Origin of the sequence: Streptomyces sp. NPDC046925 (assembly GCF_040644915.1) — a bacterium.
Lineage (GTDB): Bacteria > Actinomycetota > Actinomycetes > Streptomycetales > Streptomycetaceae > Streptomyces.
In genome coordinates this window covers 1,149,938-1,173,164 of record NZ_JBEYWZ010000002.1, presented here as the reverse complement: position 1 = coordinate 1,173,164, position 23,227 = coordinate 1,149,938, and the positions used below count along the sequence as shown (strand labels likewise).

The 23,227-nt window shown below is 68.9% G+C and carries 51 protein-coding genes and 2 tRNA genes; all 53 read left to right on the top strand.

What is annotated here, in order from left to right; translation table 11 throughout:
• The first annotated feature begins 21 nt into the window (after window positions 1-21).
• On the top strand, window positions 22-174 hold the full coding sequence (locus tag ABZ906_RS11850; RefSeq protein WP_361380727.1) for a hypothetical protein: 153 nt from the start codon (window positions 22-24) through the stop codon (window positions 172-174).
• Between the two features lie 25 nt (window positions 175-199).
• The gene (locus ABZ906_RS11845) at window positions 200-646 is read left to right on the top strand and encodes a hypothetical protein (RefSeq protein ID WP_361380724.1); all 447 of its coding nucleotides are present in this window, start codon (window positions 200-202) and stop codon (window positions 644-646) included.
• Between the two features lie 131 nt (window positions 647-777).
• Window positions 778-869: transfer RNA gene (locus ABZ906_RS11840), tRNA-OTHER, on the top strand.
• 98 nt (window positions 870-967) lie between these two features.
• Window positions 968-1,058, top strand: a tRNA-Phe gene (locus ABZ906_RS11835).
• 143 nt (window positions 1,059-1,201) lie between these two features.
• The gene (locus ABZ906_RS11830; RefSeq protein WP_361380721.1) at window positions 1,202-1,372 is read left to right on the top strand and encodes a hypothetical protein; all 171 of its coding nucleotides are present in this window, start codon (window positions 1,202-1,204) and stop codon (window positions 1,370-1,372) included.
• Window positions 1,369-1,989 (top strand): hypothetical protein, encoded by a 621-nt coding sequence (locus ABZ906_RS11825; RefSeq protein WP_361380718.1) that lies wholly within the window; start codon window positions 1,369-1,371, stop codon window positions 1,987-1,989. Before ABZ906_RS11830 ends, ABZ906_RS11825 begins: the two co-directional genes overlap by 4 nt.
• Window positions 1,986-2,153 (top strand): hypothetical protein, encoded by a 168-nt coding sequence (locus tag ABZ906_RS11820; protein ID WP_361380716.1) that lies wholly within the window; start codon window positions 1,986-1,988, stop codon window positions 2,151-2,153. The genes ABZ906_RS11825 and ABZ906_RS11820 overlap by 4 nt, the downstream gene beginning before the upstream one ends.
• Window positions 2,150-2,485 carry a hypothetical protein gene (locus ABZ906_RS11815; RefSeq protein ID WP_361380713.1) on the top strand — a complete coding sequence of 112 codons (336 nt, stop codon included), beginning with the start codon at window positions 2,150-2,152 and terminating at the stop codon, window positions 2,483-2,485. Before ABZ906_RS11820 ends, ABZ906_RS11815 begins: the two co-directional genes overlap by 4 nt.
• 3 nt (window positions 2,486-2,488) lie before the next feature.
• On the top strand, window positions 2,489-2,716 hold the full coding sequence (locus ABZ906_RS11810; RefSeq protein WP_361380711.1) for a WhiB family transcriptional regulator: 228 nt from the start codon (window positions 2,489-2,491) through the stop codon (window positions 2,714-2,716).
• A 65-nt stretch (window positions 2,717-2,781) separates the two neighbouring features.
• Window positions 2,782-4,317, top strand: a complete 1,536-nt coding sequence (locus ABZ906_RS11805; protein ID WP_361380708.1) for a DNA cytosine methyltransferase — start codon at window positions 2,782-2,784, stop codon at window positions 4,315-4,317.
• Between the two features lie 241 nt (window positions 4,318-4,558).
• Window positions 4,559-4,987 (top strand): endonuclease domain-containing protein, encoded by a 429-nt coding sequence (locus ABZ906_RS11800; RefSeq protein ID WP_361380705.1) that lies wholly within the window; start codon window positions 4,559-4,561, stop codon window positions 4,985-4,987.
• Between the two features lie 90 nt (window positions 4,988-5,077).
• On the top strand, window positions 5,078-6,904 hold the full coding sequence (locus ABZ906_RS11795) for a hypothetical protein (protein ID WP_361380702.1): 1,827 nt from the start codon (window positions 5,078-5,080) through the stop codon (window positions 6,902-6,904).
• Between the two features lie 191 nt (window positions 6,905-7,095).
• Window positions 7,096-7,290: a BldC family transcriptional regulator gene (locus ABZ906_RS11790; RefSeq protein ID WP_361380699.1), complete on the top strand. Its 195-nt coding sequence runs from the start codon at window positions 7,096-7,098 to the stop codon at window positions 7,288-7,290.
• On the top strand, window positions 7,287-7,415 hold the full coding sequence (locus ABZ906_RS11785) for a hypothetical protein (RefSeq protein WP_361380696.1): 129 nt from the start codon (window positions 7,287-7,289) through the stop codon (window positions 7,413-7,415). The genes ABZ906_RS11790 and ABZ906_RS11785 overlap by 4 nt, the downstream gene beginning before the upstream one ends.
• Window positions 7,412-7,606, top strand: a complete 195-nt coding sequence (locus ABZ906_RS11780; protein ID WP_361380693.1) for a hypothetical protein — start codon at window positions 7,412-7,414, stop codon at window positions 7,604-7,606. The genes ABZ906_RS11785 and ABZ906_RS11780 overlap by 4 nt, the downstream gene beginning before the upstream one ends.
• Window positions 7,607-8,512 (top strand): hypothetical protein, encoded by a 906-nt coding sequence (locus ABZ906_RS11775; protein WP_361380690.1) that lies wholly within the window; start codon window positions 7,607-7,609, stop codon window positions 8,510-8,512. It abuts the gene before it with no gap.
• Between the two features lie 222 nt (window positions 8,513-8,734).
• Complete coding sequence (locus tag ABZ906_RS11770; RefSeq protein ID WP_361380687.1) at window positions 8,735-9,196, top strand: hypothetical protein; 462 nt, start codon at window positions 8,735-8,737, stop codon at window positions 9,194-9,196.
• On the top strand, window positions 9,193-10,110 hold the full coding sequence (locus ABZ906_RS11765) for a bifunctional DNA primase/polymerase (RefSeq protein ID WP_361380684.1): 918 nt from the start codon (window positions 9,193-9,195) through the stop codon (window positions 10,108-10,110). The genes ABZ906_RS11770 and ABZ906_RS11765 overlap by 4 nt, the downstream gene beginning before the upstream one ends.
• On the top strand, window positions 10,111-10,302 hold the full coding sequence (locus ABZ906_RS11760) for a hypothetical protein (RefSeq protein WP_361380681.1): 192 nt from the start codon (window positions 10,111-10,113) through the stop codon (window positions 10,300-10,302).
• Complete coding sequence (locus ABZ906_RS11755) at window positions 10,299-10,712, top strand: hypothetical protein (RefSeq protein ID WP_361380678.1); 414 nt, start codon at window positions 10,299-10,301, stop codon at window positions 10,710-10,712. Before ABZ906_RS11760 ends, ABZ906_RS11755 begins: the two co-directional genes overlap by 4 nt.
• A 28-nt stretch (window positions 10,713-10,740) precedes the next feature.
• Window positions 10,741-10,995: a hypothetical protein gene (locus tag ABZ906_RS11750; protein ID WP_361380675.1), complete on the top strand. Its 255-nt coding sequence runs from the start codon at window positions 10,741-10,743 to the stop codon at window positions 10,993-10,995.
• Between the two features lie 138 nt (window positions 10,996-11,133).
• Complete coding sequence (locus ABZ906_RS11745) at window positions 11,134-11,979, top strand: DUF2637 domain-containing protein (protein WP_361380672.1); 846 nt, start codon at window positions 11,134-11,136, stop codon at window positions 11,977-11,979.
• Window positions 11,976-14,174, top strand: a complete 2,199-nt coding sequence (locus ABZ906_RS11740; protein WP_361380669.1) for a cell division protein FtsK — start codon at window positions 11,976-11,978, stop codon at window positions 14,172-14,174. Before ABZ906_RS11745 ends, ABZ906_RS11740 begins: the two co-directional genes overlap by 4 nt.
• Window positions 14,175-14,334: 160 nt before the next feature.
• Window positions 14,335-14,664: a hypothetical protein gene (locus ABZ906_RS11735; protein WP_361380667.1), complete on the top strand. Its 330-nt coding sequence runs from the start codon at window positions 14,335-14,337 to the stop codon at window positions 14,662-14,664.
• 86 nt (window positions 14,665-14,750) lie between these two features.
• Window positions 14,751-14,900: a hypothetical protein gene (locus ABZ906_RS11730; protein WP_361380664.1), complete on the top strand. Its 150-nt coding sequence runs from the start codon at window positions 14,751-14,753 to the stop codon at window positions 14,898-14,900.
• Window positions 14,901-14,983: 83 nt separating this feature from the next.
• Entirely contained in the window at window positions 14,984-15,199 is a 216-nt protein-coding gene (locus tag ABZ906_RS11725; RefSeq protein ID WP_361380661.1) for a hypothetical protein, read from the top strand.
• A gap of 18 nt (window positions 15,200-15,217) precedes the next feature.
• Window positions 15,218-15,397 carry a hypothetical protein gene (locus tag ABZ906_RS11720; protein WP_361380658.1) on the top strand — a complete coding sequence of 60 codons (180 nt, stop codon included), beginning with the start codon at window positions 15,218-15,220 and terminating at the stop codon, window positions 15,395-15,397.
• Between the two features lie 23 nt (window positions 15,398-15,420).
• Complete coding sequence (locus ABZ906_RS11715) at window positions 15,421-15,546, top strand: hypothetical protein (RefSeq protein WP_361380655.1); 126 nt, start codon at window positions 15,421-15,423, stop codon at window positions 15,544-15,546.
• A 285-nt stretch (window positions 15,547-15,831) separates the two neighbouring features.
• Window positions 15,832-16,044, top strand: a complete 213-nt coding sequence (locus ABZ906_RS11710) for a hypothetical protein (RefSeq protein WP_361380652.1) — start codon at window positions 15,832-15,834, stop codon at window positions 16,042-16,044.
• A gap of 6 nt (window positions 16,045-16,050) precedes the next feature.
• Entirely contained in the window at window positions 16,051-16,368 is a 318-nt protein-coding gene (locus ABZ906_RS11705) for a hypothetical protein (RefSeq protein ID WP_361380650.1), read from the top strand.
• A gap of 2 nt (window positions 16,369-16,370) precedes the next feature.
• Window positions 16,371-16,577 (top strand): hypothetical protein, encoded by a 207-nt coding sequence (locus ABZ906_RS11700; protein ID WP_361380647.1) that lies wholly within the window; start codon window positions 16,371-16,373, stop codon window positions 16,575-16,577.
• Between the two features lie 22 nt (window positions 16,578-16,599).
• A complete protein-coding gene (locus ABZ906_RS11695) occupies window positions 16,600-17,103 on the top strand; it encodes a hypothetical protein (protein WP_361380644.1) in 504 nt (167 codons plus the stop codon).
• Complete coding sequence (locus ABZ906_RS11690; RefSeq protein ID WP_361380641.1) at window positions 17,096-17,353, top strand: hypothetical protein; 258 nt, start codon at window positions 17,096-17,098, stop codon at window positions 17,351-17,353. The genes ABZ906_RS11695 and ABZ906_RS11690 overlap by 8 nt, the downstream gene beginning before the upstream one ends.
• A gap of 71 nt (window positions 17,354-17,424) precedes the next feature.
• Entirely contained in the window at window positions 17,425-17,769 is a 345-nt protein-coding gene (locus ABZ906_RS11685; RefSeq protein WP_361380639.1) for a hypothetical protein, read from the top strand.
• Complete coding sequence (locus tag ABZ906_RS11680; RefSeq protein WP_361380636.1) at window positions 17,766-18,011, top strand: hypothetical protein; 246 nt, start codon at window positions 17,766-17,768, stop codon at window positions 18,009-18,011. The genes ABZ906_RS11685 and ABZ906_RS11680 overlap by 4 nt, the downstream gene beginning before the upstream one ends.
• Window positions 18,011-18,208 (top strand): hypothetical protein, encoded by a 198-nt coding sequence (locus ABZ906_RS11675; RefSeq protein WP_361380633.1) that lies wholly within the window; start codon window positions 18,011-18,013, stop codon window positions 18,206-18,208. The genes ABZ906_RS11680 and ABZ906_RS11675 overlap by 1 nt, the downstream gene beginning before the upstream one ends.
• A 132-nt stretch (window positions 18,209-18,340) precedes the next feature.
• Window positions 18,341-18,649, top strand: a complete 309-nt coding sequence (locus ABZ906_RS11670) for a hypothetical protein (protein ID WP_361380630.1) — start codon at window positions 18,341-18,343, stop codon at window positions 18,647-18,649.
• The gene (locus tag ABZ906_RS11665; RefSeq protein WP_361380627.1) at window positions 18,646-18,993 is read left to right on the top strand and encodes a hypothetical protein; all 348 of its coding nucleotides are present in this window, start codon (window positions 18,646-18,648) and stop codon (window positions 18,991-18,993) included. Before ABZ906_RS11670 ends, ABZ906_RS11665 begins: the two co-directional genes overlap by 4 nt.
• The gene (locus ABZ906_RS11660) at window positions 18,990-19,241 is read left to right on the top strand and encodes a hypothetical protein (RefSeq protein ID WP_361380624.1); all 252 of its coding nucleotides are present in this window, start codon (window positions 18,990-18,992) and stop codon (window positions 19,239-19,241) included. Before ABZ906_RS11665 ends, ABZ906_RS11660 begins: the two co-directional genes overlap by 4 nt.
• Before the next feature lie 18 nt (window positions 19,242-19,259).
• Entirely contained in the window at window positions 19,260-19,556 is a 297-nt protein-coding gene (locus ABZ906_RS11655) for a hypothetical protein (RefSeq protein ID WP_361380621.1), read from the top strand.
• Complete coding sequence (locus ABZ906_RS11650) at window positions 19,553-19,798, top strand: hypothetical protein (protein ID WP_361380618.1); 246 nt, start codon at window positions 19,553-19,555, stop codon at window positions 19,796-19,798. The genes ABZ906_RS11655 and ABZ906_RS11650 overlap by 4 nt, the downstream gene beginning before the upstream one ends.
• Window positions 19,795-20,019: a hypothetical protein gene (locus ABZ906_RS11645; RefSeq protein WP_361380615.1), complete on the top strand. Its 225-nt coding sequence runs from the start codon at window positions 19,795-19,797 to the stop codon at window positions 20,017-20,019. Before ABZ906_RS11650 ends, ABZ906_RS11645 begins: the two co-directional genes overlap by 4 nt.
• Window positions 20,016-20,198 carry a hypothetical protein gene (locus ABZ906_RS11640; RefSeq protein ID WP_361380612.1) on the top strand — a complete coding sequence of 61 codons (183 nt, stop codon included), beginning with the start codon at window positions 20,016-20,018 and terminating at the stop codon, window positions 20,196-20,198. The genes ABZ906_RS11645 and ABZ906_RS11640 overlap by 4 nt, the downstream gene beginning before the upstream one ends.
• Window positions 20,191-21,111: a hypothetical protein gene (locus tag ABZ906_RS11635; protein WP_361380609.1), complete on the top strand. Its 921-nt coding sequence runs from the start codon at window positions 20,191-20,193 to the stop codon at window positions 21,109-21,111. The genes ABZ906_RS11640 and ABZ906_RS11635 overlap by 8 nt, the downstream gene beginning before the upstream one ends.
• Window positions 21,111-21,326 carry a hypothetical protein gene (locus ABZ906_RS11630; protein WP_361380606.1) on the top strand — a complete coding sequence of 72 codons (216 nt, stop codon included), beginning with the start codon at window positions 21,111-21,113 and terminating at the stop codon, window positions 21,324-21,326. Before ABZ906_RS11635 ends, ABZ906_RS11630 begins: the two co-directional genes overlap by 1 nt.
• Window positions 21,323-21,505 carry a hypothetical protein gene (locus tag ABZ906_RS11625; RefSeq protein ID WP_361380603.1) on the top strand — a complete coding sequence of 61 codons (183 nt, stop codon included), beginning with the start codon at window positions 21,323-21,325 and terminating at the stop codon, window positions 21,503-21,505. The genes ABZ906_RS11630 and ABZ906_RS11625 overlap by 4 nt, the downstream gene beginning before the upstream one ends.
• Window positions 21,505-21,837 (top strand): DUF6085 family protein, encoded by a 333-nt coding sequence (locus ABZ906_RS11620; RefSeq protein ID WP_361380600.1) that lies wholly within the window; start codon window positions 21,505-21,507, stop codon window positions 21,835-21,837. Before ABZ906_RS11625 ends, ABZ906_RS11620 begins: the two co-directional genes overlap by 1 nt.
• Window positions 21,834-22,163 carry a MazG-like family protein gene (locus ABZ906_RS11615; protein WP_361380597.1) on the top strand — a complete coding sequence of 110 codons (330 nt, stop codon included), beginning with the start codon at window positions 21,834-21,836 and terminating at the stop codon, window positions 22,161-22,163. The genes ABZ906_RS11620 and ABZ906_RS11615 overlap by 4 nt, the downstream gene beginning before the upstream one ends.
• Window positions 22,160-22,381 carry a hypothetical protein gene (locus ABZ906_RS11610; RefSeq protein ID WP_361380594.1) on the top strand — a complete coding sequence of 74 codons (222 nt, stop codon included), beginning with the start codon at window positions 22,160-22,162 and terminating at the stop codon, window positions 22,379-22,381. Before ABZ906_RS11615 ends, ABZ906_RS11610 begins: the two co-directional genes overlap by 4 nt.
• Window positions 22,378-22,572 carry a hypothetical protein gene (locus ABZ906_RS11605; protein WP_361380591.1) on the top strand — a complete coding sequence of 65 codons (195 nt, stop codon included), beginning with the start codon at window positions 22,378-22,380 and terminating at the stop codon, window positions 22,570-22,572. Before ABZ906_RS11610 ends, ABZ906_RS11605 begins: the two co-directional genes overlap by 4 nt.
• Complete coding sequence (locus ABZ906_RS11600; protein WP_361380588.1) at window positions 22,569-22,754, top strand: hypothetical protein; 186 nt, start codon at window positions 22,569-22,571, stop codon at window positions 22,752-22,754. Before ABZ906_RS11605 ends, ABZ906_RS11600 begins: the two co-directional genes overlap by 4 nt.
• A complete protein-coding gene (locus tag ABZ906_RS11595; RefSeq protein WP_361380585.1) occupies window positions 22,751-22,948 on the top strand; it encodes a hypothetical protein in 198 nt (65 codons plus the stop codon). Before ABZ906_RS11600 ends, ABZ906_RS11595 begins: the two co-directional genes overlap by 4 nt.
• Before the next feature lie 61 nt (window positions 22,949-23,009).
• The gene (locus ABZ906_RS11590) at window positions 23,010-23,225 is read left to right on the top strand and encodes a hypothetical protein (protein ID WP_361380582.1); all 216 of its coding nucleotides are present in this window, start codon (window positions 23,010-23,012) and stop codon (window positions 23,223-23,225) included.
• Window positions 23,226-23,227 lie beyond the last annotated feature (2 nt).

The following is a 23,227-nucleotide window of genomic DNA, read 5'->3' as shown; positions in this document are numbered from 1 at the left end:
CATTCACAGGAAGGCAACGCCATGCCCGACAACACGACTGCCACCCCGCTCAAGCTGGTCAAGGAGTACTTCGGCCTGAAGCTGAACGAGATGCGGACCGAGTGGACGCCGATGCCGCAGAAGGACAAGGACGAGATCCTTGCCGGTCTGCGCGACGGCACGCTGACGTACTGACCCGCAGCGCTGAAGGAGGCGCGTCATGCACATCTGGTTCGACAAAGAAGGTCGCGCCATCGACGCAGACACCGCGAGCAGGTTGCTCGGAGACTTCGAGTACAAGCGCGTGGGCCGGACGCATGTGACCTCACTCAGCGATCCGGCGGTCGACCTCCTGGTCTCCACCGTGTGGCTGGGTCTGAACCACCAGTTCGGCGACGGCCCGCCTCTGCTCTTCGAGACCATGGTCTTCGGCAGCGAGCGGACCGAGCAGTACACCGATCGCTACAGCACCCTGGCCGAAGCCGAGGCCGGTCACGCCGAAACCGTCACTCTGGTCGCGGCCACCGTTCGCGATGACGTCATCGCCGAAGTCGACGGCGACCCGCAGCCCGTCGAAGCTGCCGGTGACGTCGTCGAGCGGATCGACGAAATCCTGAACGACAGGACGGTCAGCGGCGACGCGATGCGCTCGCGTCCGCTGCGCTGACCCGCCCGCCTCCTGCTCCCGGCCGCCCGGCGTGATAGCGCCGGTGAGGGGAGCAGGAACCCCGTGCTGCGCCAACGGCGCGGGTGCGGCACCCCGGAGATTCCTTCTCTCGGTCTCCGGGGTGTCCGCGAGCCCCCGTAGCTCAGTCAGGAAGAGCCTGCGCGCGCCAACTCCCCATGCCCCGCGCGCAGAGACCCCGGTTCGAATCCGGGAGGGGGCACCAACACCGCCGGTCCGTGCCCGGACCGACCCCAGGGCACTGGGGAGTTGCAGCACCACCCGCCGCATTGCGGTCCCTGCGGCGGCACAACTGAATAGGTAGCTCCCGTAGCCCAAGAGTGCGCGCGCCATGGCAGAGGCAGCCGATGAACGGTGTCGGTGACAGTTGCTGGTTCGACTCCAGCCGGGAGCACGCAGGGGCGGGGAGTGGACGGCTATCCACCAGCCGCCCCGCCCCTGTGCCCACGTGCAGGTCACGTCCCCTTCGGGGACCCGCAGGCGCCCCGAGACGGGCGCCGTTTCTGTATCCCGCATCACCGCCCTGAAGGGGGCGTCATGTCCATTCCCCGATCCCTGATCCATCCTCTCCGGACCCGCCGCGCCCGCCGCATGGTGGCGCTGCTGGACGAAGCCGACCCCGTCGAGCGCGCGTTCCAGGCCCTGGTCATCGAGCACCCCGAGCACCTGGTCCCGCGCCGCAAGCGCAGCAGGGGCGGTGTGCGGTGACACTCGACACCCGCGTCTACGCCCTGGACCAGGTCGACCCGCACGAAGTATTCCGCTTCTGCCGCACGCTGCTCGATGCGACCAGTCGGCACGCTTTCGACGACACGCAGGACGCCACGTACCTGAACGGCCAGCGCCTGATCGAACCCGCGAACCCGTGGACGATCAGCAACAACCCCGGCCAGGGACTGCCCGCCTGGCTGATGCTCCACTACCGGCCGAACGTGCCGCTGCGCACCCCGGAGCAGGCGGCGGAGCACGACCCAGACATCTGCAACCTGCCCGGCGTCTCCTGGTACGACGCGACCGAGGGCCCCTGTAACGGCGAGCACTCATGGCAGCGGGCGTGCTGGCTCGAAGTCTCCTTCGACACCGCGTACGGATACAGCGACGAACGCGGCTTCGGCTGCGGTGATCTGCATGCCGAATACGTCTCGCGGCTCGGTCGGTGGCTGGACGAACGCGACGTGAAGTGGGAGTGGAAGAACGAGTTCACGGGCGAGATCCACACCGGGTATTCCGAGCTGACCGAGCTGGGGCGCGGCGGCTTCGAGGCGTCCGCCTGGTTCAGGACCACCGTGCTCCCCGCCATCGCTGCCGAGCGTGGCGCCCCGTGACCCGCCGCGTGCAGCTCACCAAGACGCGGCGCGCCCGCAAGCGGGACGCCGACGACGTACCAGACCCGCAGGAAGTGGAGCGCCCGGCGCGGGCATCGCGGCGCGCCCGCGCCGTCAGCGACAGCGCAGCCGCGTGGCTGCGCAGGACGAAGGAGCAGGGATGAGCGAGCAGGACCAGCCGGCGCCCGTCGAAGTGGGTGAGGACATCGTGAAGCTGGTCGCGGAGCTGCGTGCGGCCAGCGACGCGCGGCGCCGGTGGGAGAAGCACGAGGAGAGCCTGAAGGCGCAGATCTTCGCCGCGTCCGGCTACGACCCCGAGGACCCGCGACCCGCCTCGCGCGCGGCCAGGGGGCCGGACGGCGCCCCCGTCTTCGACGTGGTGGTCACCTACCGCAAGGGCTTCGACAGGAAGCATCTCGAAGCGCGCTACCCCGCGGTGTACGCGGAGTGCGAAGTGCTCACGCCCGTGAAGACCATCAAGCCGGTCAGCAGCTGAGCCGTGGCTCTCAACATCGCGTGGATGGACTCCGCGCTGTGCGCGCAGGTCGGCCCCGAGGTGTTCTTCCCCGAGACCGGACACACCTACGAAACAGCCAAGAAGATCTGCGCCGCGTGCCCGGTCACAGCCGAGTGCGGTGCGTTCGTCGGCAACTTCGAAAGCGGCACGTCCCGCGAGCTGCGGCACGGCGGGTGGGGCGGCAAGTCGCCGCGCCAGCGCGCCGCCTGAACACACCGATCCGGGCCCCGCCGCCGCACCGGCTGCGGGGCTTCTTCATGACCAAGGGGGGAAGCGTGAACCTCGCACAACGGATGGCGCTGTACGAACTGTTCGCCAGACTCGGCGTCGTCACCTGGCTGGACGGCTTCTGCGGGGGCGGCGGATCTTCCATCGGGATTCATGAGATCCCCGGCCAGGTCGTACGCATAGCGATCAATCACTGGCGCCCTGCGATCAACATCCACGAAGCCAACCACCAGAACACGGACCACGACTGCGCCGACATGTCGCAAGTCGACCCGTGGCGCTATCCCCGCACCGACTGCGCCTGGTTTTCGCCGTCCTGCACCAAGCACTCGATCGCCCAGGGCAAGAAGCGCCCGAAGAGTTCCGAGGACCCCGGAGAGCGCAGCCGCGCCACCATGTGGGACGTCCAGCGGTTCGCCGAAGTGCACCGCTACCGGTTCATCATCGTCGAGAACGTCATCGAGGTGCGCAACTGGTGGGCCTTCCGCGCCTGGAAGATCGCGATGGAGGACACCGGGTACTGCCTGCACGAGGTGTCGCTGAACGCCGCGCACGCAGGCGCTCTGGGAAACGCCGCGAACCAGTCGCGCGACCGCTGGTTCTGCATGCTGCACCTGAAGGGAACGCGCTGCCCGGACACACAACGCTGGCTCTCCCCTCAGGCGCACTGCGAGAACTGCGGCACCGTCCAGGGGCGGCAGACCTGGAACATCGACAAGAAGACGAAGCTGCCCAAGGAAGCGGGCAAGTACCGCCAGCAGTACCGGTACACCTGCCCGGCATGCGGCAGCGTGGTGGTCCCCTTCAGCCGGCCGGCCCGCGAACTGATCGACTGGTCACTCCCCATACCGGCAATCAGCACCCGCCCCCGGACAGCGGACAAGCCGGAAGGGCTGGCAGACGCGACGATGGAGCGCATCCGCCACGGATTGCGTACGTACGGCACCGCACTGGTGCCCTGCGAGGGACGCGACGGCAAGAAGCCCCTCTCACTGGACGCGCCGCACCGCACCGTGACGACGCGCAACGAGACGGGGTTGCTGGTCCCGTACTACGGCAACGGCATCGCCCGTCCGGTCAGTGAGCCGTCGATGACGGTCACGGGCGTGGATACCGCGGGGCTGCTAGTACCGGCAGGCGGCACCTGGAACGACACGGCGTACCTGACGGATCAGCCCTCCAGAACCGTCATGACGCGCGAGACGACGGCACTGTGCGTCGCCCCGCCGTTCATGACGGAACTCAAGGGTGGCAGCTCGAAGACACGGCGCCTGAGCGATCCGCTGTCGACGGTGCACGCATCAGGCAACCATCACGGCATCACGGTGCCATCGCTGGAAGCGATACCGGATGACCTGTATTCGCCCGCGGGCCGTGAGTACGTCCAGGCCTGCGGATTCCGCATGCTCGAACCGTTCGAGTACGCGCGCTTCCAGGCCTTCCCGGACACCTATGACTGGTTCCCGGACGTGTTCAACAGGCCGCTGAGCAAGCGGCACCGCGTCCGGATGATCGGCAACGCCGTCCCGCCCAACATGGCACGCGACCTGGTCGGCTGCGCGCTGGAATCCATGGCGGCCTGATCTGCCATGTGCCGGGACGACCTGCCCGCGGGCCACCTCTGGAATTCCTCGATCGGTGTTCCCAGCAAGGTCATTGATTGCGACTGGTGCACGTGCTGCGGCATGCCGCGTCCCGGCTTTCTTGATCCGAAACTGAAATGGAAAGAGCGCGATGACCAACAGGACCGCGTGGAGCCTCATGACGCTGATGTGGCTGATCAACCTGGTGTGCTGGACGATCGTCCTCGCGAAGGGCTGAGCGATGCCGTCGAAGAAGCCCCGCTGCAAGGACTGCCCTCCCGACAGCAGGAGACCGGCCCCGAACCCGGGACCTCGCTGCGCGACCCATCACCGCGAGGAGAAGAAGCGGCGTAGGGGCGCCAAGGCCGAGAACCAGGTGCAGACGCGCTTCGGCCTCGCCCCCGGTGACTACGACAAGCTCTACCGCTTACAGGGCGGGGCCTGTGCCATCTGCACCCGCGGCAAGGGCATTTCCAAGCGCTTGGCCGTCGACCACGACCACACGTGCTGCGCTGGGCCCACCTCCTGCGGGAAGTGCGTGCGCGGCCTGGTCTGCGGGCGCTGTAACTCGCTGCTCGCTCACGCCCGCGACGAACTCGCCTTCTTCGACCGGGCCGCCGCCTACCTGATCAACCCACCCGCACGCCGACTGAGAGGCGAAGCAACGTGATTCCGCAGTTCGAGATCGGCGCCACCACGGGGGGCGGCTGCTTCTGGCTGTGCGTCCTGATCTGGGCCTGGCGCCAGAAGGAGCGCAGCCGTGGCCGCCGATAAGTACCACTGCGTCGGATGCCGCAAGAACGTCGTGGCCACGTCGGAGAACCGCTACCGCAAGCACGACCGGACCAAGGGCGAGGAGTGCGCGCGCTCGCGCCGCGACATCCCTACCTGGCTGCTGCGGCGCGGTCCCGAGACGGCGCCGGACGACGTGCGCCCCGTGGTGGGCCGCGACTATGCGCCGTGCCCCGAGTGCGAGCGCTCACCACAACTGGACCTGACGACGGGCTTCTTCGTCGATCACGTCCGGTCGGTGGCCGTACCCGCGGAGGAGCGCGAGCAGTGCCCCATGTCCGGCAAGCCCTACGAACCACCGAACGAATCCGAGGAGATGATCAGCAAATGGGCCAAGGCAGCCGCAGAGGCGACAGCCAGCAGGGAGGTGCCCCCGCCCTTCCCGGAGTCGACGACTACACCGCCCGGCTCTCCGCAGTCGCCGGACGAAGTCGCTGCGCCTCCGGAAACGTCCTCTGCTGCAAAGGGGCCCGCTGCGCGGAGTGCGAACCCCGAACCGTGCTATATCGCGGGGGACCACGGACCGCACCCGTGGGTGAAGGGGAAGCGGCAGGCACGGTGTCCGGGGAAGCCTGCGCCGACGACTGCCGCTACGGCACCTGTGCAGGAGGAGCCCCCTGCGGAGGCTGCTGCCGATGCAAGGGAGGCTGCGCCGTCCAGTACAACGAGCCTCCCGCCACCTGCCCCCACCCCGGAGAGCACGCCTGCGGAGCGTGCAGCCCCGGCTCCTGCGGGTGTCCGGGAGCGGACGGAGCTTCCTCCGGAGGAGCACACGACGACGGACGCCCAGCTGGCCAAGGTGGCGGCGGTGGTCGAGAAGAGGGCTGCGGCGCCCACCCCGACTGCCTCAGGCCCGACGGAAGCTGCGGCTGCCCTGAACGCGGCAACCGATGCCGCTACGAGCACACCGGATGCGGCACCTTCGACGGCTGCGACCCCGCCGACCCGAGTGGATGCGCCGCCTTCGAGTGAGCCGCGGTTCGCCCAGCCGGGTTCGCCGTTCGCGCAGCCCGGCAAGGTCGAGCCGGCCCCGGCCGCGGCGCCGATGACAGTCGAGGCGAAGCAGCTTGTGGCCAGGATGCGCGAGCTGTTCTTCCAGTACGTCAACCGCAAGACCGAAGACAACCGGGGCGCACAGGCGACCCTGGGACCATCCGAGATCGGTACGCCGTGCGATCGCCAGCTGGCCATGTCGCTGCTGCGCATCCCTGCGGTGAACCCCGGCGGCGACGGCTGGGCGGCCTTCAAGGGAACGGCTGTGCACGAGGCCCTGGCGGGCATGTTCCAGTGGGCCGACGGCGGGACCGGACGCTTCGCTGTAGAGGTGCCGCTGAAGTTCCCCACGGAGCTGGTGCCACGCGGCACGACCGATCTGCTCGACCGCATCCTGTTCATGATCGACGACCACAAGATCCAAGGCCGCTGGTCTCAGGAGCAGTTGCGGACAAAGGGCATGACGCCGAAGCAGCGCGTCCAGCTGCACGTGTACGGCTACGGCGCCCGGCTGCAAGGCGAGCGGGTCGATCAAGTCGCCCTGCTGTCGTGGCCGATGGAGTCCTCTTCGCTGGACGACATGTATGCGGTCATCGAGCCGTACGACCCGGCCGTGGCGCGCGATGCGCTGGCGCGGGTGGACAAGATCGCGGAGGCGACGCAGGGGCTCTCGACAGGAGAGAACGCCATACCCGCGCTCGAAGTGGCGAGCTACTTCGCAGTGGCCGACGACTGCCGCTATTGCCCGTTCTACGCACCCGGCGACGCCCATATGGAAAGGGGCTGCAATGGCCGTCAGTGATCCCGCGCTCGACTGGTGGGAGTCCGATCCGGCAAGCCCCGGAAACCTGGAGCTGTGCGAGATCGAGCGCCGGTTCGGCAAGTGGCAGATGCCGGGCGTGCACATCCTGCGGGCGCAGGGATTCGACCGTCAACGCGTCTACACCCGCCCCATGTTCGAAGTCCTGCCGCAGAGCAAGGAGGTGATGAGCAATGGAGGAGATCGAACCCCTCCTGACGACCGGCGAGGTCGCGCGGATCTTCCGGGTCGACCGCAGGACGGTGATCCGCTGGGCTGACGCGGGGCGCCTCGCGGTGACGCGGACGCCCGGCAACCACCGCCGCTTCAAGCAGAGCGAGATCCGGGCGCACCTCGATGCCAATACCCAGGAGTGTGACGCCGCATGACGCTGATCCGCGCCGCCCTGCACGGCGCCTTCCCCCGTCTGCACCGCTGGGCGGAAATGACCGGGGGGCCGCTGCGCTGGACGTGCGCCGGCTGCGGGGCGACCAGGACGGAACTGCCGCTGTGAGCTGGCACGGACGCTACGCCAGGGGCGCCATGCGCTCGCGCCGCATCGCCAAGCGCGAAGACGCGCAGCAGCGCAACGCGGCCACCGACCCGGAGCAGACCAAGGCGCACCGCCTGGGGCCGCTCGACATCAACCAACGCCGTACCGCGCGGAGCATCCGCCGGTACCTCAAAGAACGGAAGAAGGACTAAGTGAGCACACCGCAGAGCCCATTCGCGCAGCCCAGCGCCGCCGGGGCGGGCGACAACTTCAACCCGAACGAGCTGAACGGGCACCTGTTGCTGATCTATCCTGGCGCCACCAAGATGGTCATGACCCAGAGCTACGGCGAGAAGGAAGCCGTAGCGGCCGAGATCCACGTGCTGGACGTCGTCGACCCGGCAACCGGCCACCCGCCGGTCCTCACCAACACGCTGATCTTCAACGCCGTTCTGATCGGCCAGCTCAAGGGCGAGGGCGCGAAGGGCGGCATGGTGCTGGGGCGGCTGGGACAAGGTGCCAACACCAAGGGCAACGCCCCGTGGCTGCTGATGGACTACACCCCGCAGGACGAACAGGTCGCGCGGCAGTACATCGCCACGCATCCGCGCGAGCAGTTCACCCGGCCGCAGACACAGCAGCAGGCACCGGCTCCCGCGTCCACGCAGTGGGGTCAGGCGGCCACTGCGGCGCCCCCGGCCAACGACATGTGGGCGGGCATGCAGACCGTCGCCGCGCAGCCCCAGGCGGCGCCCGCGGGCCCTCAGCCGGGGCAGTGGGGGGCGGCCCCGGCTGCTACTCCTGCGGCGCCCCAGCCCGGTGGTGCGCCTGCCCAGTGGCAGAACTCCGGGCAGCACCCCTTGCCGCAGGGTGCCCCTTCCAATGGGGCTGCAACGGGCCCTGCGGGAGCTGCCCCGCCTAGCCCTCAGTGGGGGAACCCTGCCGCTTCAGCGCAGGCAGCCCCTGCCCCGATGCCCCCTGCCTCTCCGTCTGCCGTTGACCCGGCGCTGGCCGCGTTCCTGTCCGGCAAGCAGGTTCCCGCGCAGGGCATGGAGCAGGGGCAGGCACTCATGATCGCGCGCACCTTCCCGGACTGCCCGCCGCAGTTCATGCAGTAGATCCGCCGCACCACCACGCAGGACGCCGCCCACCGGGGCCGCGTCCTTTTTTCATGCCCGCAGCCGGGAGCCCGCTACATCCGGGCGGCTCCCGGCTGCGCCTGACCGGGCCCCGGATTCCGGGGCCCTTCGGCATGCGGCCAGGGGCGGGGCTTCCCCACGGAGGCGCGCTCACCCCGTCCCTGGCCGTTTGCTGAAGCACATGCGCACGAGGAGGGCAGCATGCGGAAGTACGTTTGCACCATCCGCGGGTGCACCGGCCCCCAGCTCGCCCGGACGTGGTGTGAACCCCACTACCGTCGCTGGCGGCGGCATGGTGATCCGCTCGGCGGCCGTTACCCCCGGACCGGTTGCACGGTGCCCGGCTGCACGGGCAAGCACGGCGCGAAGGGTTACTGCCTCCGGCACTACCGGCGGCTCTGCCTCCACGGCGACCCGCTGTGGGGCCGCGCCGAAGTCGATGAAGCCGCCGTCCTGCGGGCGGTTTCCGGGGACCGGGCCGGTCGGCTGACGACCGCCGAGCGCGAAGCGGTGGTACGACGACTGCACCGTCACGGTCTGCGCGACAGACAGATAGCCGAGCACCTGGACATCGGCACAACGGGCGTGTGGATGATCCGCCAGCGCATCGGACTGCCCGCGAATACGGCGCCGGTCGGAGACTTCTCCGGGCGGGTCCCATGAACCTGCTACCGGCCGCCGTCGCCGCCTGGCAGCGCGGCTGGCATGTGTTTCCCACCAATTCGTGCGGCACCCGCTGCCCGCAGTCCGGCGACGTCATCGACAAGCAGCCGCACCTGGTGCAGCCAGGGCGCCCCTACAAACTGCGCTGGGGCGAGTGGGCGACGCGCGACCTCGACCGCATCATCGCGGCCTGGACGCACTCGCCCGCCGCCAACCCCGCCATCGCCTGCGGCCCTTCGGGGCTGCTGGTCGTGGACTGCGACATCGCCAAGGGTGAGAACGCGCTGGCGGGCACCCCGTACGAATCGCTGCACGAGCGCCTGGGTCCGATGGTCGACGGCGCCGACGTCCTGCGCCACATGTGCCAGGAGTACGGCGGCGACTGGAGCAGCCTCACCGACACCTACGCCGTGAGCACCGGCTCTCTGGGCTGGCACCTGTACTTCCGGTGGCCGCCGGGACTGAAGGCGTCGCAGGCCTCGCCCGTCAAAGGTCTGGTCGATGTACGCGGCAACGGCGGGGAGCGCGGGGGGTACGTGCTCGCGGCCGGCTCGGTCACCACGAAGGGGCCCTACGTCGCAGAGAACGACCTCCCCGTGCGGGACTGCCCGCCCTGGCTGGTCGAGCTGTGCCGCGAGAAGCCCGCCCCCGCGCGCCCGCTGTTCGCGCAGCCGCGCCGCGGCGGATCGATCGGGGGACTGGTCGACACCGTCCTGAACGCCCCTGACGGAGATCTCAACTCAGCGCTTTTCTGGGCTGCCCGTGCGGCGTGCTCCGACGGCATCGCCATCGAGGACGCCAACGACCAGCTGGGGGCGGCGTACACGAGCGCCAACGGCCGCGGCGGGCAGCGCCAGGCCGAAGCGACCATCCGCAGTGCGTTTCGAAACCAACAGAGAAAGGAGGGGCTTTAGATGATGGTGCGGATCTTCAGCGCACTCTGCGCCCTGCTGTGCGCCGTAACACTCTTCATGTTCGGCGTTGCCGTCTGGGACACGTTCGGCACGGTCTCGTGGATGACCGGCAATCCCGTGTACGGCTATGTCGCTCTGCCAGGCGCAGTCGTGTTCGGAGCGGCGGCCGTGTTCCTGGGGAAAGAAGCATGACCCGCCCCGTCGTCACCTGCGCGGCCTGCGGGGAGAAGGCCACACACAAGGCCCGCGGATGGTGCAACGCCTGCTACAAGCGGTGGCTGAACGGCGGTCGACCGGAAGGCGGACCGCCGCCCCCGGCAGAAGCCAGATGCAACACGTCCGGCGGCTGGCACAAGCACAAGCGCGAGGGCACCAAGGTCTGCGACGGCTGCCGCCGGGCGCACGCCGAGGCCGCACGCGGCAGCCACCAGCCGGTGATCACGTTCGGCAACGAACGCCACTACAGCGAGCCGACCGCGCGCGCCGACTGGAACGAGGAGCAGCGGAAGGCGGCACACACCGTCGCGCTGGCTTCCCCGCTCCCGGATGACCGGCTGCTGCTGCTCCAGACGCTGGGGCTGGCGCCCGGTGCGAATGCATGAAGTTCCCGATGACGTACAGGAAGGACCCATGACAGGGATCGAAGGGATCTACCCGATCGGTGATCTGGTGCACGGGATCTGCGAGCGGCTGGGGCTCGATCCCCGGCGCGTGGCCCGGCTCGAATTCGAACCGAATCACCTCGAAGCGACGATGCGCGCCGACGTGCACCGGACAAAGGTGTCCCTGATCAAGGGACGCCCGGACCGGTACGCGTACGTGGACCCGGAGACCGGGGACGTGGCGCTGCGCACCTTCGTCTTCCGGGTGACGACGCACCCCTGAGCGCCACCTATCGCCATACCCCGCCCGCCTTGCCGCGCCACGAGCGGCAGGCGTAGGGCGGAAGAGAAGAAACCGGCGGGCCCCGGCCAGTGCTGCGAACACGCGGCCGGGACCACTTGACCAGGAGCTGCATTCTCCATGGCCCGCACACAAGGTAGCGCCGCACCCCGTGCGGTGATCAAGAGTTCTGACACGTTTCCCGTTTCCGATTCCGGCGCCGCTGGCGTCCTGATCCTGCTGGCCGTCATCGCGGCCGTGGCCACCGCCGCCCTCACGGGTACGGCGTTCTGGCTCTCCTACGAACATCTGCAAGAGGTCGCGGCGGCACACGGCCTTGAGCGCTCGGTCACACGGGCATGGGCGTGGCCCGCGACGGTGGACATGTTCATCGTGATCGGCGAAGTGCTGATCCTGCGCGCCTCGCTGATGCACCGCGTCGACTGGTGGGCGATCGGCCTGGCCGTCGCAGGCTCGCTCGGCTCCATCGCGCTGAACGTCGCCGGGGTCGGCGCAGGCGCCCGGCCGCTGGACTACGTCGTCGCCGCGGTGCCTCCGGTGGCTGCGCTGCTCGCGTTCGGCGCGCTCATGCGCCAGGTGCACGAAGCGATCGCGCGACGGGTTGCAACGCCTGCTGCAACGCACCCCGTTGCAGTGCAACGCACCCCCGTTGCAGCCATCTGCGCGGCCGTTGCACCCGTTGCAGTGCGGCCCGCCGCATGGGTCGGCGCGGCGCCCGCGGACGTCCGGCTGCTGCCCCTCGTGGCAGCGACTGCAACGGCCGCAACGCCCCCCGTGGCGGTGCCGTTGCAGGGGCGCGGCGAGATGCTGACGACCAGTGAGGTCGCGGAGCGGCTGAACGTCAGCCCCGAGACCGTCCGGTCGTGGAAGCGCCGCCACAAGCTGACTCCCGTTGCAACCGATCCCGACGGCGGCGCGCACCTCTTCGACGCCCGTGATGTGGAGAAGCTGCGGGGTGCGCCGTGAGCACCATCCCCGACGGCGCGAGCGGGGCGGTGATCAACGGCACCGAGCAGAAGGTGCGGTTCAACAAGGTCACGTCGGACGACCGCACGGACCTGTACGAACTCCAGGATGAAGCGCCGCCGCAGCCCGTCGACACCCCGGAAATCGCAGCCGACACCGGTTCGTGGATCGAGGAACGTCAGGCCTACCTGGCAGATGCGCCCGCAGTGCTGCCGTCCTGGCTGCGCAGCGCGCGCGAGTTCACCTCGAACGCCTACTGGACGCTTGCCTACGCAGCCCACTTCAGCGGCTTCCACCTGCTGCGCCTGCCCGTCTACCTGGTGCGGCTTCTGCTGTGCTCTCCGCGGGGCACGGGGCGTCTCATCATCCGGTGGGGCAAGTGGGTGGCGGACACCGAAGCACGGCCCGTAGAGGCCAGGGCGGCGGCGACAGCCAACATCGAAGCCTGGCTCGCCCTGTCGCGGGAGCATTCGCGCAGGGTCAGGCCGCGGCGCATCGCATCCCTGGCGGTGGGCGTCACCGCCGCGCTCATCCTGCTGATCGCTGCCCTGGTCGTACCTGTGTGGTGCGCGGGCGCGGTAACCGGCCTCCTGGCGCTGGCCGGGACGCAGGGGCGGCGCGGGGACAAACCGATCGTCACCCGGTACCTGTCCATCCACCTGCAACGACCGCTTGACTCCGAGGATCTGAGCCGCGCTCTGGAAGAGATCGGCATCAAGGGCGTACCGAAGTTCGTCGCGCCCATCGCCATCGACGGTCCCGGCTGGCTCGCCCAGGTGGACCTGCCGGGCGGGGTGCTTGCTGAGCTGCTGCTCGACAAGCGCAAGGAGCTGGCCGGCGCGCTGCGCCGCCCGCTTCAGTGCGTATGGCCCTCGGTCGGCAGCGAGCATCCCTCACGGGCCAACATCTGGGTGGCCAAGAAGGACCCGCGGACGATTCTGCGCCCGTGGCCGCTGCTGGCCGGGGGCACGGTGGACATGTACGGCGAGTTCCCCTTCGGCTTCACACCCAAGGGCGACAAGGTGGCCCTTGCCGTAATCGGCACGAACGTGCTGATCGGCGGGGTGATGGGCAGCGGCAAGACGTCAGCGGTCAGCACCATCGCGTGCGCCGGGGCGGTAGACCCGACCTGCGAAGAGCACCTGTACGAACTCAAGGGCAGCGGCGACATGGAGGGCCTGAAGCCCATCTGCCACCGCTACGTCCAGGGGGACGACGACGAACACTGCGAAGCCGCGCTGGACGGCGGCTACCTGCTGGAAAGGGAGCTGAAGCGGCGCAAGAAAATCGTCGCGGATCTCCCGGTGGAGGACGTGCCCACGGGGCGGAAGGTCACCCGCAAGCTGGCCTCGAAGTACCCGCGCCTGCGGCTGCACCCCATCCTCGCGATCTTCGACGAAGTACACACGCTCTTCGAGCACCCGGTGTACGGCAAGGAAGCCGAGGCGGTATTCGCCCGCCTGATCCGCAAGGCGCGGGCGTACGGGATCATCCTGGTCCTCACCACGCAGCGGCCCGACGCGAAGTCGATCCCCAAGAAGGTCAGCGACAACGCCATCGTGCGCTTCTGTCTGGCGATCACCGGACACACCGCCAATGACCTGGTGCTGGGCACCGGGATGTACAAGCGCGGGGTACGCGCCTCGATCTTCGAGCCCGCCGAGGGCGAAGACCCCAAAGACAGCGGCACCGGGTGGCTCGCGCGCTCCGCGACCAACGCGAAGATCGTGCGCGCCTACTTCATCCCGCAGTCGGACGTGCGTGACGTCGGCCTGCGGGGCCGCGCGCTGCGGGTCGCAGCCGGAACGCTGACCGGCGAAGCAGCCGGGCAGGAAGCCGAGAAGGTCGACCGCACGACCATCGCCGACCACGTCCACGCCGTATGGCCGGACGCCGCCGAAGCGGTGCACTCCCACCGCCTGGTCGAATCCCTCGCGCTGTACCTCCCGGAGCTGTACGGGGCGTGGATGGAGACCGAGAAGCCGATGGGCGAGATGAGCCCGGAGGAAGTGCGCGACGTCCAGGCGGTGCGCTCGACGGCCCTGTCCGCGGCCCTGAAGGCGCACAAGATCCCTACCCGGCAGATCACCATCCGCGACTGCTGCGGCGGGGCCAAGGGCGTGCGTTTCGCCGATCTGCCCGACCCGCGGGAGTTCGGCGATGACGACGAAGAACCGGTTTCGGGCGCGGCCTGAGGTTTCACCCGGCCCCGAAACCGGTTTCGCCCCCGATATCGCCGTGATCAAGCACCTGACGTGCAGTGATTTCGGGTTTCGACCCTGCGCCGAACACCCCGGGATCGCCCGCTGAACGCCATTTCCGAGACCCCGCACACCCGAATCCGAGAGGACCCCCATGCCCCGGCAGACAGCACGCCGAATCTGGCTCAGTGCCCGCATAGCCAAGCAGGCCGCCGCCGATGACGAACTGAGCGAGACGACCTGCGTCGACCCGAAGTTCCGGCGCGAGATCGACCGCATCGACGCGAAGGCCGAAGAGGAGAGCAACTACCAGAAGTACGCGGCGAAGCGGCAGCTGGACGAAGCACGCAGCGCACGGGCAACGGCACAGGCCCGGCTGGACGCCGCCGCGCCCAAGGACAAGCGCAAGGCGCGCATAGCCAGGAACGACGCCGACGGCGCGGTGAGGCGCGCCGAGCGCGCCGCCCGCAAAGCGGGGCTCTGAGCGCTGCCCGATCCGCCGGAACCCGCACGCCCGGCGGTGAGGGGAGCCGCATCAGCGGTCTCCGACACCCGCGAAAGGAGCCCGTCATGGGCAAGTTCAGTGACTTCTTCCTCGGCTCCGAGGAGCAGCGCGAGCACAACGCGACCTTCAACAACGGCGACACCGACCCCGACAGCGATGAGTTCCTTGCGTCGCACGACCGGGTCATCGCCGCTGAGCAGGGCGAGCAGAGCTGACAGCTCCCTGTGGTCCCGGACACCGTGCCGGGGCCGCGGGGAGCCGCATCAGCGGTCTCCGACCCGAGGACAGGGAGACACCCGTGACCGCACGTCACTTCATGAAGCCCGGAAGCATCAGCCAGTCCGACCTGATCGCCGACATCGAGGACGACATCACCTCTGCGCACGGCGCCGCGAAGGATCTGGACGCGGTCGGTTCGCCGCGGGCGCAGAGCATGCACGACGCCGCTGACGAATACCTCGACGAACGAGCCGCCGCCAAGAACGGCACCTGGCAGCCCAACCACCCCGTCTGAACTGGAAGGAGACCCGCAATGGCCGAACGATGCGGGCCCTGCGAGGCCCACGCCCAGATCCACGGCTTCTTCGACAACAAGCCCTGCGCACAGTGCGAGTCGCACGCAGCGATGCACAGCGAGGGCTGCGGCGGCCTGTTCATGACCGTCCTGGTCACCGTCGCCGTCAGCGTCCTGCGCAGCAGGAACAGGGCCTGACCATCCAACCCGCGAGGAGCGTCATGCCCAGGCCCGAAGACTTCCACTGCAAGGGCTGCGAGCAGCACTTCTATATGCACCAGGGCGGCAAGAGCCTGCCGTGCGCCTGGTGCGAGCAGCACGCCCGCGAAGGCAGCTGGTGGAAGTAGCCCACGCCCGTACCACCGACACGAGGAGCCCCATGCCCCTGATCGACCCCGAATCCGTCGACACCGAAGTCGAGGAAGACGGCGACTGCACCGTGACCTTCGAGATGACCTTCCCGCCCGCCGCCGACACCGGCGAGGGCTGAGATGCAACGCCCCCCGTTGCAGCCGTGGCAGTCACGCTACGGCACCCCGCCGCAGCCGTCGCAGTACCTGGGCACGGACGAGCACGGCAGCCCCGTGTACGGCACGCCCCCGGCGCCCCCTGCAACGGGGGGCGTTGCACCGTTGCAGCCCCTCGTTGCACGCCCGTGGGGGACCTACCTCGCGGGCGGCTGCCTGGCCGTGATCGCGCTCGCCGTGCTCGGCACCGTTGCGGTCTTCGTGATGCTCGGACTGGCTGCCGTTGCAGTGTCCGTTGCACTCACGGCGGTGGCCGTGACGATCTGCACCCTCGTTCTGCGCTCGATATGGCGCGAGACCCAACGTGAGAAGAAGTGATGATCCGTGACCACTACAACATCCTCCGCATTTGAGTCGATCATCAGCCGCCACGGCGACTTGATCGCCACCCTTGTCGCTGGTGGTGATCAGACCAGCCTCGGAGAAGTATCCGCGGAGGAGTTCATCGACAAGGTCGACTCTGCCGTCCACTTCCTCGGACTGACGCCCTTCTGGTCAGACGACCGGGAGGCCATGAGCACCGCGCACGCCTACCTCAGCGACGCCTTCCAGCTCACTGACGGCGACCCGGCCAAGTCCGTGCTGATCGACAAGGCGAGCGATCACCTGGACTACCTCGATGCAGACGACTTCATCTGCTGACCATGGGACGCCATGAATCCCGGGTCGACGACTACGAGCGATCCGGGCGGCTCCTGGACGACATCGAAGGCGCCTACGCGACCCGCACCGGCGACCTGGTCGACGGCGGTCCGCTGACCGACTTCGAAGAGACCGTCACCCTCGCCGCCTCCCCGGACCCCGGCAGCGACTACCCCCCTCCCGGCCACGGCTACCCGCGCCGGGACTGACCCACGACAAGGAGAAATGACCATGGGGTACGGCAGTTACACCGTCACCCGCAACGGAGAACGGATCGAAGCCGGGTACCTGGTCGACGCCGAATGCGACAAGGAAGGCTGCGACGAAGCGATAGACCGCGGACTCGCCTACCTCTGCGGCCAGACACCGGGCGGTGACGAGTACGGCTGCGGCTTCTACTTCTGCGGCCATCACATGACGGTCGACCAGCTGTGCGAGGCGTGCAGTGCCAAGGCCACCGAAGCCAACACCTGGACCCACCCCGGCACGGGCTGGACGTACGACCTGCGCAACCTGTACCTGCCGCCGGGGGAGCCCTACAGGCCCGACGGCTGGGTGTGGAAGCACCTGGGGGACTACCACGACGGCGTGCCGGTCCTGGTCCCCGTGAAGCAGCCGGGCCTGGAGCCCGGCGGCCATCTCGGGTGCGTGATCACTGAGTACGACTTCCGGGTTGCCGGGTCCGTCGCATGGGGTCAACAGCTGGCCGACCGGGCGGGGAACTCCCGTGGATGACTGGCCTGACCCGTTGCCCGACGACTGGTGCTGGTCTCACGGCCGTGTCGAGCACGACGACGAGAACACCTATCGAGCATGCATGGAATGCAGCCACGTCTTCCAGACCGAGGCTGATCTGATCCGCGATCACAATGCGCAGCTTGCCGACATGCGCACACGCCACTCCGAAGAAGCCAGTGCCGAGATGCACGACGCCACGTCGGCAGCGGAGATCTGGACGTGCCCTCACTGCATCCACGACTTCTGACCCCACCCGCCCGCACACCGCGCCCCGTTGCCATCCCGGCAGCGGGGCGCTCGTCATGGAAGGACCCGCACATGACAGACGTGATCACCCTGGTGTCCGTCCTCGCGTATCTGATCGCCGTACTGGTCGCAGTCCGGCTCGTCTTCGGCCGCATCCGGCAGCGGGAGATCGATGAATTCGCCGCGACAGGGCGATACGAGGAGCCGGTAGGAGCATGGAACCGGCAACTCCGGCTCCGCGCCGTCCTGAACTCCTTCACGCTCGCCGTCCTCTGGCCGCTCACTCTGGCCGCCTTCGGCGCATGGCGAATGGTCACGTCCAGCCCGCCGTCCTCCGAGTACGAACTCAAGGCCGAACGCGACGCACTTACCCGGCAGCTCAAGGCTCTTGAGAAAGAACTGGGGATCGACCCGTGACCACCTACCCCCACCGCATCCGCCTGCGCCGCGGGCACCTCACCCACCTGGCGCGCTCCACCAGAAGCGGGCTCGCCATCACGCAGCTCACCACCGCGTGCGGCCACACCTACACCGTGCTGGGCATCGCCGACCTCAGCGCCGATGACGGCCGGCTCTGCCGCGGCTGCGAGATCGGCGCCAAGAACAGCGGTGACTTCCCGGTCCTGGGCTCGATGGCTGCGACCCGGAAGGGGGCGTGATGACGTTCATGCCGCTCGTGATCGCGGAGCTGCGGATGCGCGCCGCCGAACTGGACGTGAAGGCGGCCCGGCTCAACATCGGCTACCCCGGCGAGAGCGCGGGCACCGCCTCACGCCGCTACCGCGACCGCCAGCGCCTGGAATGCCTCGCCCGCGACTACCGAGCGCTGATCGAACTAGCGGAGGGGCAGACATGACGGAGACGGATGAGGCCCCGCGCCGCATCGAATGCGGCACGTCCAGCGGCCTGGACTGGTGGTGCATGCTCCCGCCCGGCCACTCCGGCCGATGCGTCCCGCGCCGCGACATCGACCGCACAACCGATAGCGATGGCTAAGAAGAAGGCCGCCGACCGGCCCATCGGCCATGCGCCGTGGGACAGAGGCAACCCCGAGGCGCCGCAGTGCACGACCTGCAACGAGCGGTGGCCGTGCAAGATCTGGCGCCGCTGGACGCAGACGCGGCAGCACCAGGAAGCCGAGGCAGAGAAGGCGAAGATCCGCGCGGACATCGCGCGGTGGCAGCCCGGTCTCTGGGCGCAGGAAGTCGCGCCCGGCCCGGCCTGTACGTGCGGCCTCGCCCGCGAGGGGGGCCCGGACATCACGTGCCACCGGCACCCGAGGAAGGAAGAGACATGACGATTAACACCGATCTGCTGATCGAGATCCGCGAGCAGATCACCGCACACCCCGAGACGCACGACCAGCTGTCCTGGGGCAGGAAGTCCGACTGCGGCACCACGTACTGCATCGCCGGGTGGGCGGCAGTGCTCACCGACGCGTCGTTCATCTGGAGCCATGACGACGACGAAGACGACAAGATCGCCACCCTGATCGACGATCACGAAGCCCCCGACCAGTACGCGGCCCGCGTCATGGGGCTGGAGTACGACGACGCAGCCCGCCTCTTCTACACGCTGGAGAACGAGGCTGCCCTCTCCCGCCTGGACGCCCTGATCGAGAAGGGCAAGAACGGCTCATGACCCCGCGCCAGGCCAGATCCGTGCCCCTGTGTGACGTCCCCACCTGGGGGATACGCGTGTACTGCAAGGGCTGCGGCGACGTGCAGCGCAACTACGGCAAGTGGCGCCACCTGTACGGCGACCTGGTCACGCCGCACTTCCGCGAGATCGCCGACGACGCGGTGACGGGCAGGACGTTCACGGAGCCCGTCACGTCGGTGAAGTGCCCCGGCGGCACCGTTGATCTTGAGAAAGACCGGGCGCCCTAGCCCCGGAAGGAGATGACCATGACTGACGACCGTTGGTGCTGCAACGGCAACGCGGAGAGCTGCCGCTTGTGCACCGACCCGAACCCGCCCTATCCGTGGATCTGCCCCGGCCACGACGACACCCCGGAGAACCGGGCCGCGTTGGTCGCCCCTCCCGTCGTCTCATTGCAGAACCGTCGCGCCCACGTCCACAACGCGATCACCGAGGGCCTGTCGAAGGCGGGCGACTGGGTGCCGCTGAGCGTCCGTGTCGCGGCAACCCGTGCCGCACTGGCTGAGGTCGACGCCTGGCATGCGGCAGGAGACCAGCCGTGAAGGGCTGGCCCTGCCAGGTGCAGGGGACACAGAGCTGCACCCACTCCGGGTGCGACCCGCAGCCCGAAGGGTTCGGCGCCGCAACCGTCGCCGACGTCCTGCCGCAGTACCACGCAACGGTCCGTATCAGCCCGGCCGATGAAGAGGTGCTGTACGAGATCGCCGCCCACGGCCCCGCGGCCTTCGTGGCGCATGTCGTCACGTCCGTGGCCGACGCCTTCGAAGAGGACGCCCAGCGATGATCCGGATCGACTCACTGGACGAAGCCGCCGATCTGCTCGCCGTGCGCAAGGCGCAGGTCAAGGAGATCCGCGAACTGATCCGCGACGCCAACGAGCGCGGCCGGTACTTCGAGAAGGTCGCGCGGGACGGCGCCGCCCGCCTCGCAGAGATCACACAGGAGTGCATCGAGGTCACGCAGTACGTGACCGAGCAGCTGAAGAAGGAGGGAGTGGAGCTGTGACGAGCAAGGCAGAGGAGTACGCGGAGAAGGCCGCTGAATTGCTGCGATCCGCGGAGCGGCGACAGCGCAGCGGCAAGGCGCCCTGCGAATGGACGACCAGCTGTTTCAGCGAGGTGCAGGCAAACGCACTGCTCGCCCTGTACTGGCAGAAGGAAGAGGAGAAGGATCACCATGCCTGAGCACGCACGCAGGCGCCGCAGGACGGCGCTGATCACAGGAACCGCAGGGGCCGCCGTACTGGCGGCCCTTTCTCTTGCCCCCGGCGCCGACGGCGCCCCCTCGCCCCACGCCATGCCCAAGGGCGATCTGCCGGGATGGGAGCAGATCTACGCCGAGAATTTCAACAGCGCCGTAGCGGCGCCCGTACGGGTCGGCCAGGTGTCCGGCTGCAACCACTACGCCGACACCCCGCGCGCGTACTGCTCGGGGCTGTCCGGGAAGTGGCGCGAGACGCTGTGGGCCTACCCGTCCGGGTGGGAGGACACCGCCAAGAGCGGCAACGACGGCAACACCGGGGCGCCCTTCGGCGGCACGTACGAGCCGCACAAGACGGTCTCGATCGGCAAGGGCTACGACGGCACGGGCGCGCTGCGCGTGTCCATGTACCGGCCGGCGGGCGGCGGTGACAACGTGGTGGGCACCGTCGTGCCGAAGAAGTGCATGGACATGAAGGACGGGCGCTACAGCGCCCGCGTCAAGGTCACCAAGGCCGACCCCGGGTTCAAGAGCGCATGGCTGCGCTACGAGGGCGGCGGTGCGGAGGTCGACTACCCGGAGGTGGACGACTACCGCGGCGGCAACGTGGCGATGTTCAGCCACGGCCGCGGCGCCGAGTGGAACGTCCAGACCCGCGCGGTAATGACAACGGCGCACACCTACACGTGGGAGCGGCGCGGTTCGACCGTGACCGTCTACCTGGACGGCAAGAAGCTGCGGTCCGGGCCGACGACGCTCACCACGTCGTCATGGATCTGGCAGAACGAGTCGCGGATCGAGCGCGACCGCTCGAAGAGCAACGGCGGCTACGCGCTGCCGGGGGCCAAGGCCGTGATCGAAGTGTCGTGGGCCACCTGCTACAAGGCGGTGGGGTGATGACCAGCTTCCTCGTCGTGGTCGGCGTGTTCGCGCTGGCCGCAGGCGGGTGGGCGGCCCTGCTGCACTGGGCGTTCTTCGGGCCCGTGCGGCTGTCACCGGGGCAGTCCAGCGCCATTCGCACCCTCACAGATGTCTACGTGCAGCACGGCCCTGAGGCTGCCGCGACGGCGGCCCGCTCGTACCGCGAATGCATGGAGGACGACCAGCGATGACCGACGACACCGAGCCCGCGTCCTGGGACGGCGGCCACGCGCTGGTCGTCGAACTGGGGGACTGCGAGCTGCTGGGGCGCTGCCAGTGCGGCAAGCCCTTCGGCAACATCACGCCGGACAAGTCCCTGGATATCTTCGCCGCCCCGTGGGAGCGGCACGTCATGACGGAGGTGTCGTGATGACCGACGTACAGGGCCACTGCCCCGCCTGCGGGCGGGCATCGCTCTTCCTCGGAGAGGGCGGGTACGTCACGTGCTCGATCCGCGAGTGCCCGCAGCCCGACGCCGTGAGCGAGCTTCTGGCGGACCGGGAGACCGAGCACATAGTCCAACTGGCGGAAGAGGGCTGGACGGTGCGACACCCGCTGATCGAGCGCCTTGACGACGCCCTCATGGGCTGCCAGCTGAACGCCTACATGTCGACCTTCGATCGGCCGGATGAGCTGGGCACCTTCCGCGCCGAGCTTGGCAAGTACGAGGCCGGGCTCTGGAACTGGGAGAAGCTGTCATGACCGATCCCTGGACATACACCGCCGACGTCGTGCGCTGGCTGGACGCCAACCCGCCGAAGCAGGGCGACCCGGTCACGCTGCGGCTGCTGAAGATCGCCGAAGAGTACGGCGAGGCGGCGCAGGCGTACTTCGGAGTCACCGCCCAGAACCCCAGGAAGGGCGCCACGCACACGCCCGCCGACGTCGCGGACGAGCTGTGTGACGTCATCCTCGCGGCCATGGTGGCGCTGCACGATCACGTCCCTGACCCGCAGGACTTCTTCCAGGCGTTCGTGCGCTCCCACGCGCAGCGGCAGGCCGCGCTCACGGAGAGGAGCGAATCATGAAGTCCCGCACCCACGACCCTTCGTGCAACTTCGGCCTGATGGCCGCCGACGGCGCACTGCCCTGCACCTGCGGGGTGAGCCCGCGCGGCCTGACGGCGGACCAGGCGATCCGGGTCATCGCGCTGCGGGCGGCGGTGGACACGGGCGTCGGCCTGGTGTCCTCGAAGATCCTCGAAGTCGCAGGCAACTACGAGCGCTACATCAGGGGGGAGTCGTGAGCACCGTGAGGATCTTCCTGCGCGGCGGCGGGCACTTCGACCTCACCGCCGAGGACATAGAAACCCGGCGCGACCGGAGTTCCAACGCACTGACCAGAGTCAGCTGGACCAGTTCCACGTCAGGGCGCCCGATGTACCTCCGCCTCGAAGGCGTGGACGCGATCGTCGAACTGGACGGTGAAGGGACATGACCTTCCCCCGCAAGGCCCTGCACGTCACCCGCTTCGAGGCCCGCTTCGAGTCGGACTGCGAGACCTACGACGCCGACAAGTGCGGCGGACTGATCAGCGAAGGGGAGCGGGCCGGCTACATCGGCGACGATGCCGCGGGCGCTTCCTGCGAGGACTGCTGCGACGCCGCGGAGGACGCATGACGATCACTGACCGCCCGGCGGACGTCCGCGTCTTCGGGCCGCCCTACATCCCGCGCTGGCCCATGACGTTCCCCGAGGTCTACTTCTGCGCCGGATGCGGGCGCGCCGCATCAGCCGGCGAGCAGTGGGGCTACATCGAAGGCGTCTCGCACTGCGGCCCGTGCTGCGACAAGGAAGAAGGGAAGCGCACATGAGCAACGACAAGTGCCCGATCTGCGGCAACCCCTATCCCTGCCTGCGCCACGGCAGCGGACGGTGAGCGACGTCCTCACGACGGCGAATGTCGTCACCGTGGCCGCGTGCGGCGGCGTCGGGGGGCTGGTGGGCGCGTGGGTCAACGCCGCCTTCTTCAGCCCCCACGGCCGCCGCCGCGGCCCGCACCGGCGCCCCTGGCAACGGGTGCCGCCGTCCTCCGAAGCCGAGACCGAGCAACTGCCGGTCGTCGACACCCAGCAACTGCCCCGGTCCTGAAG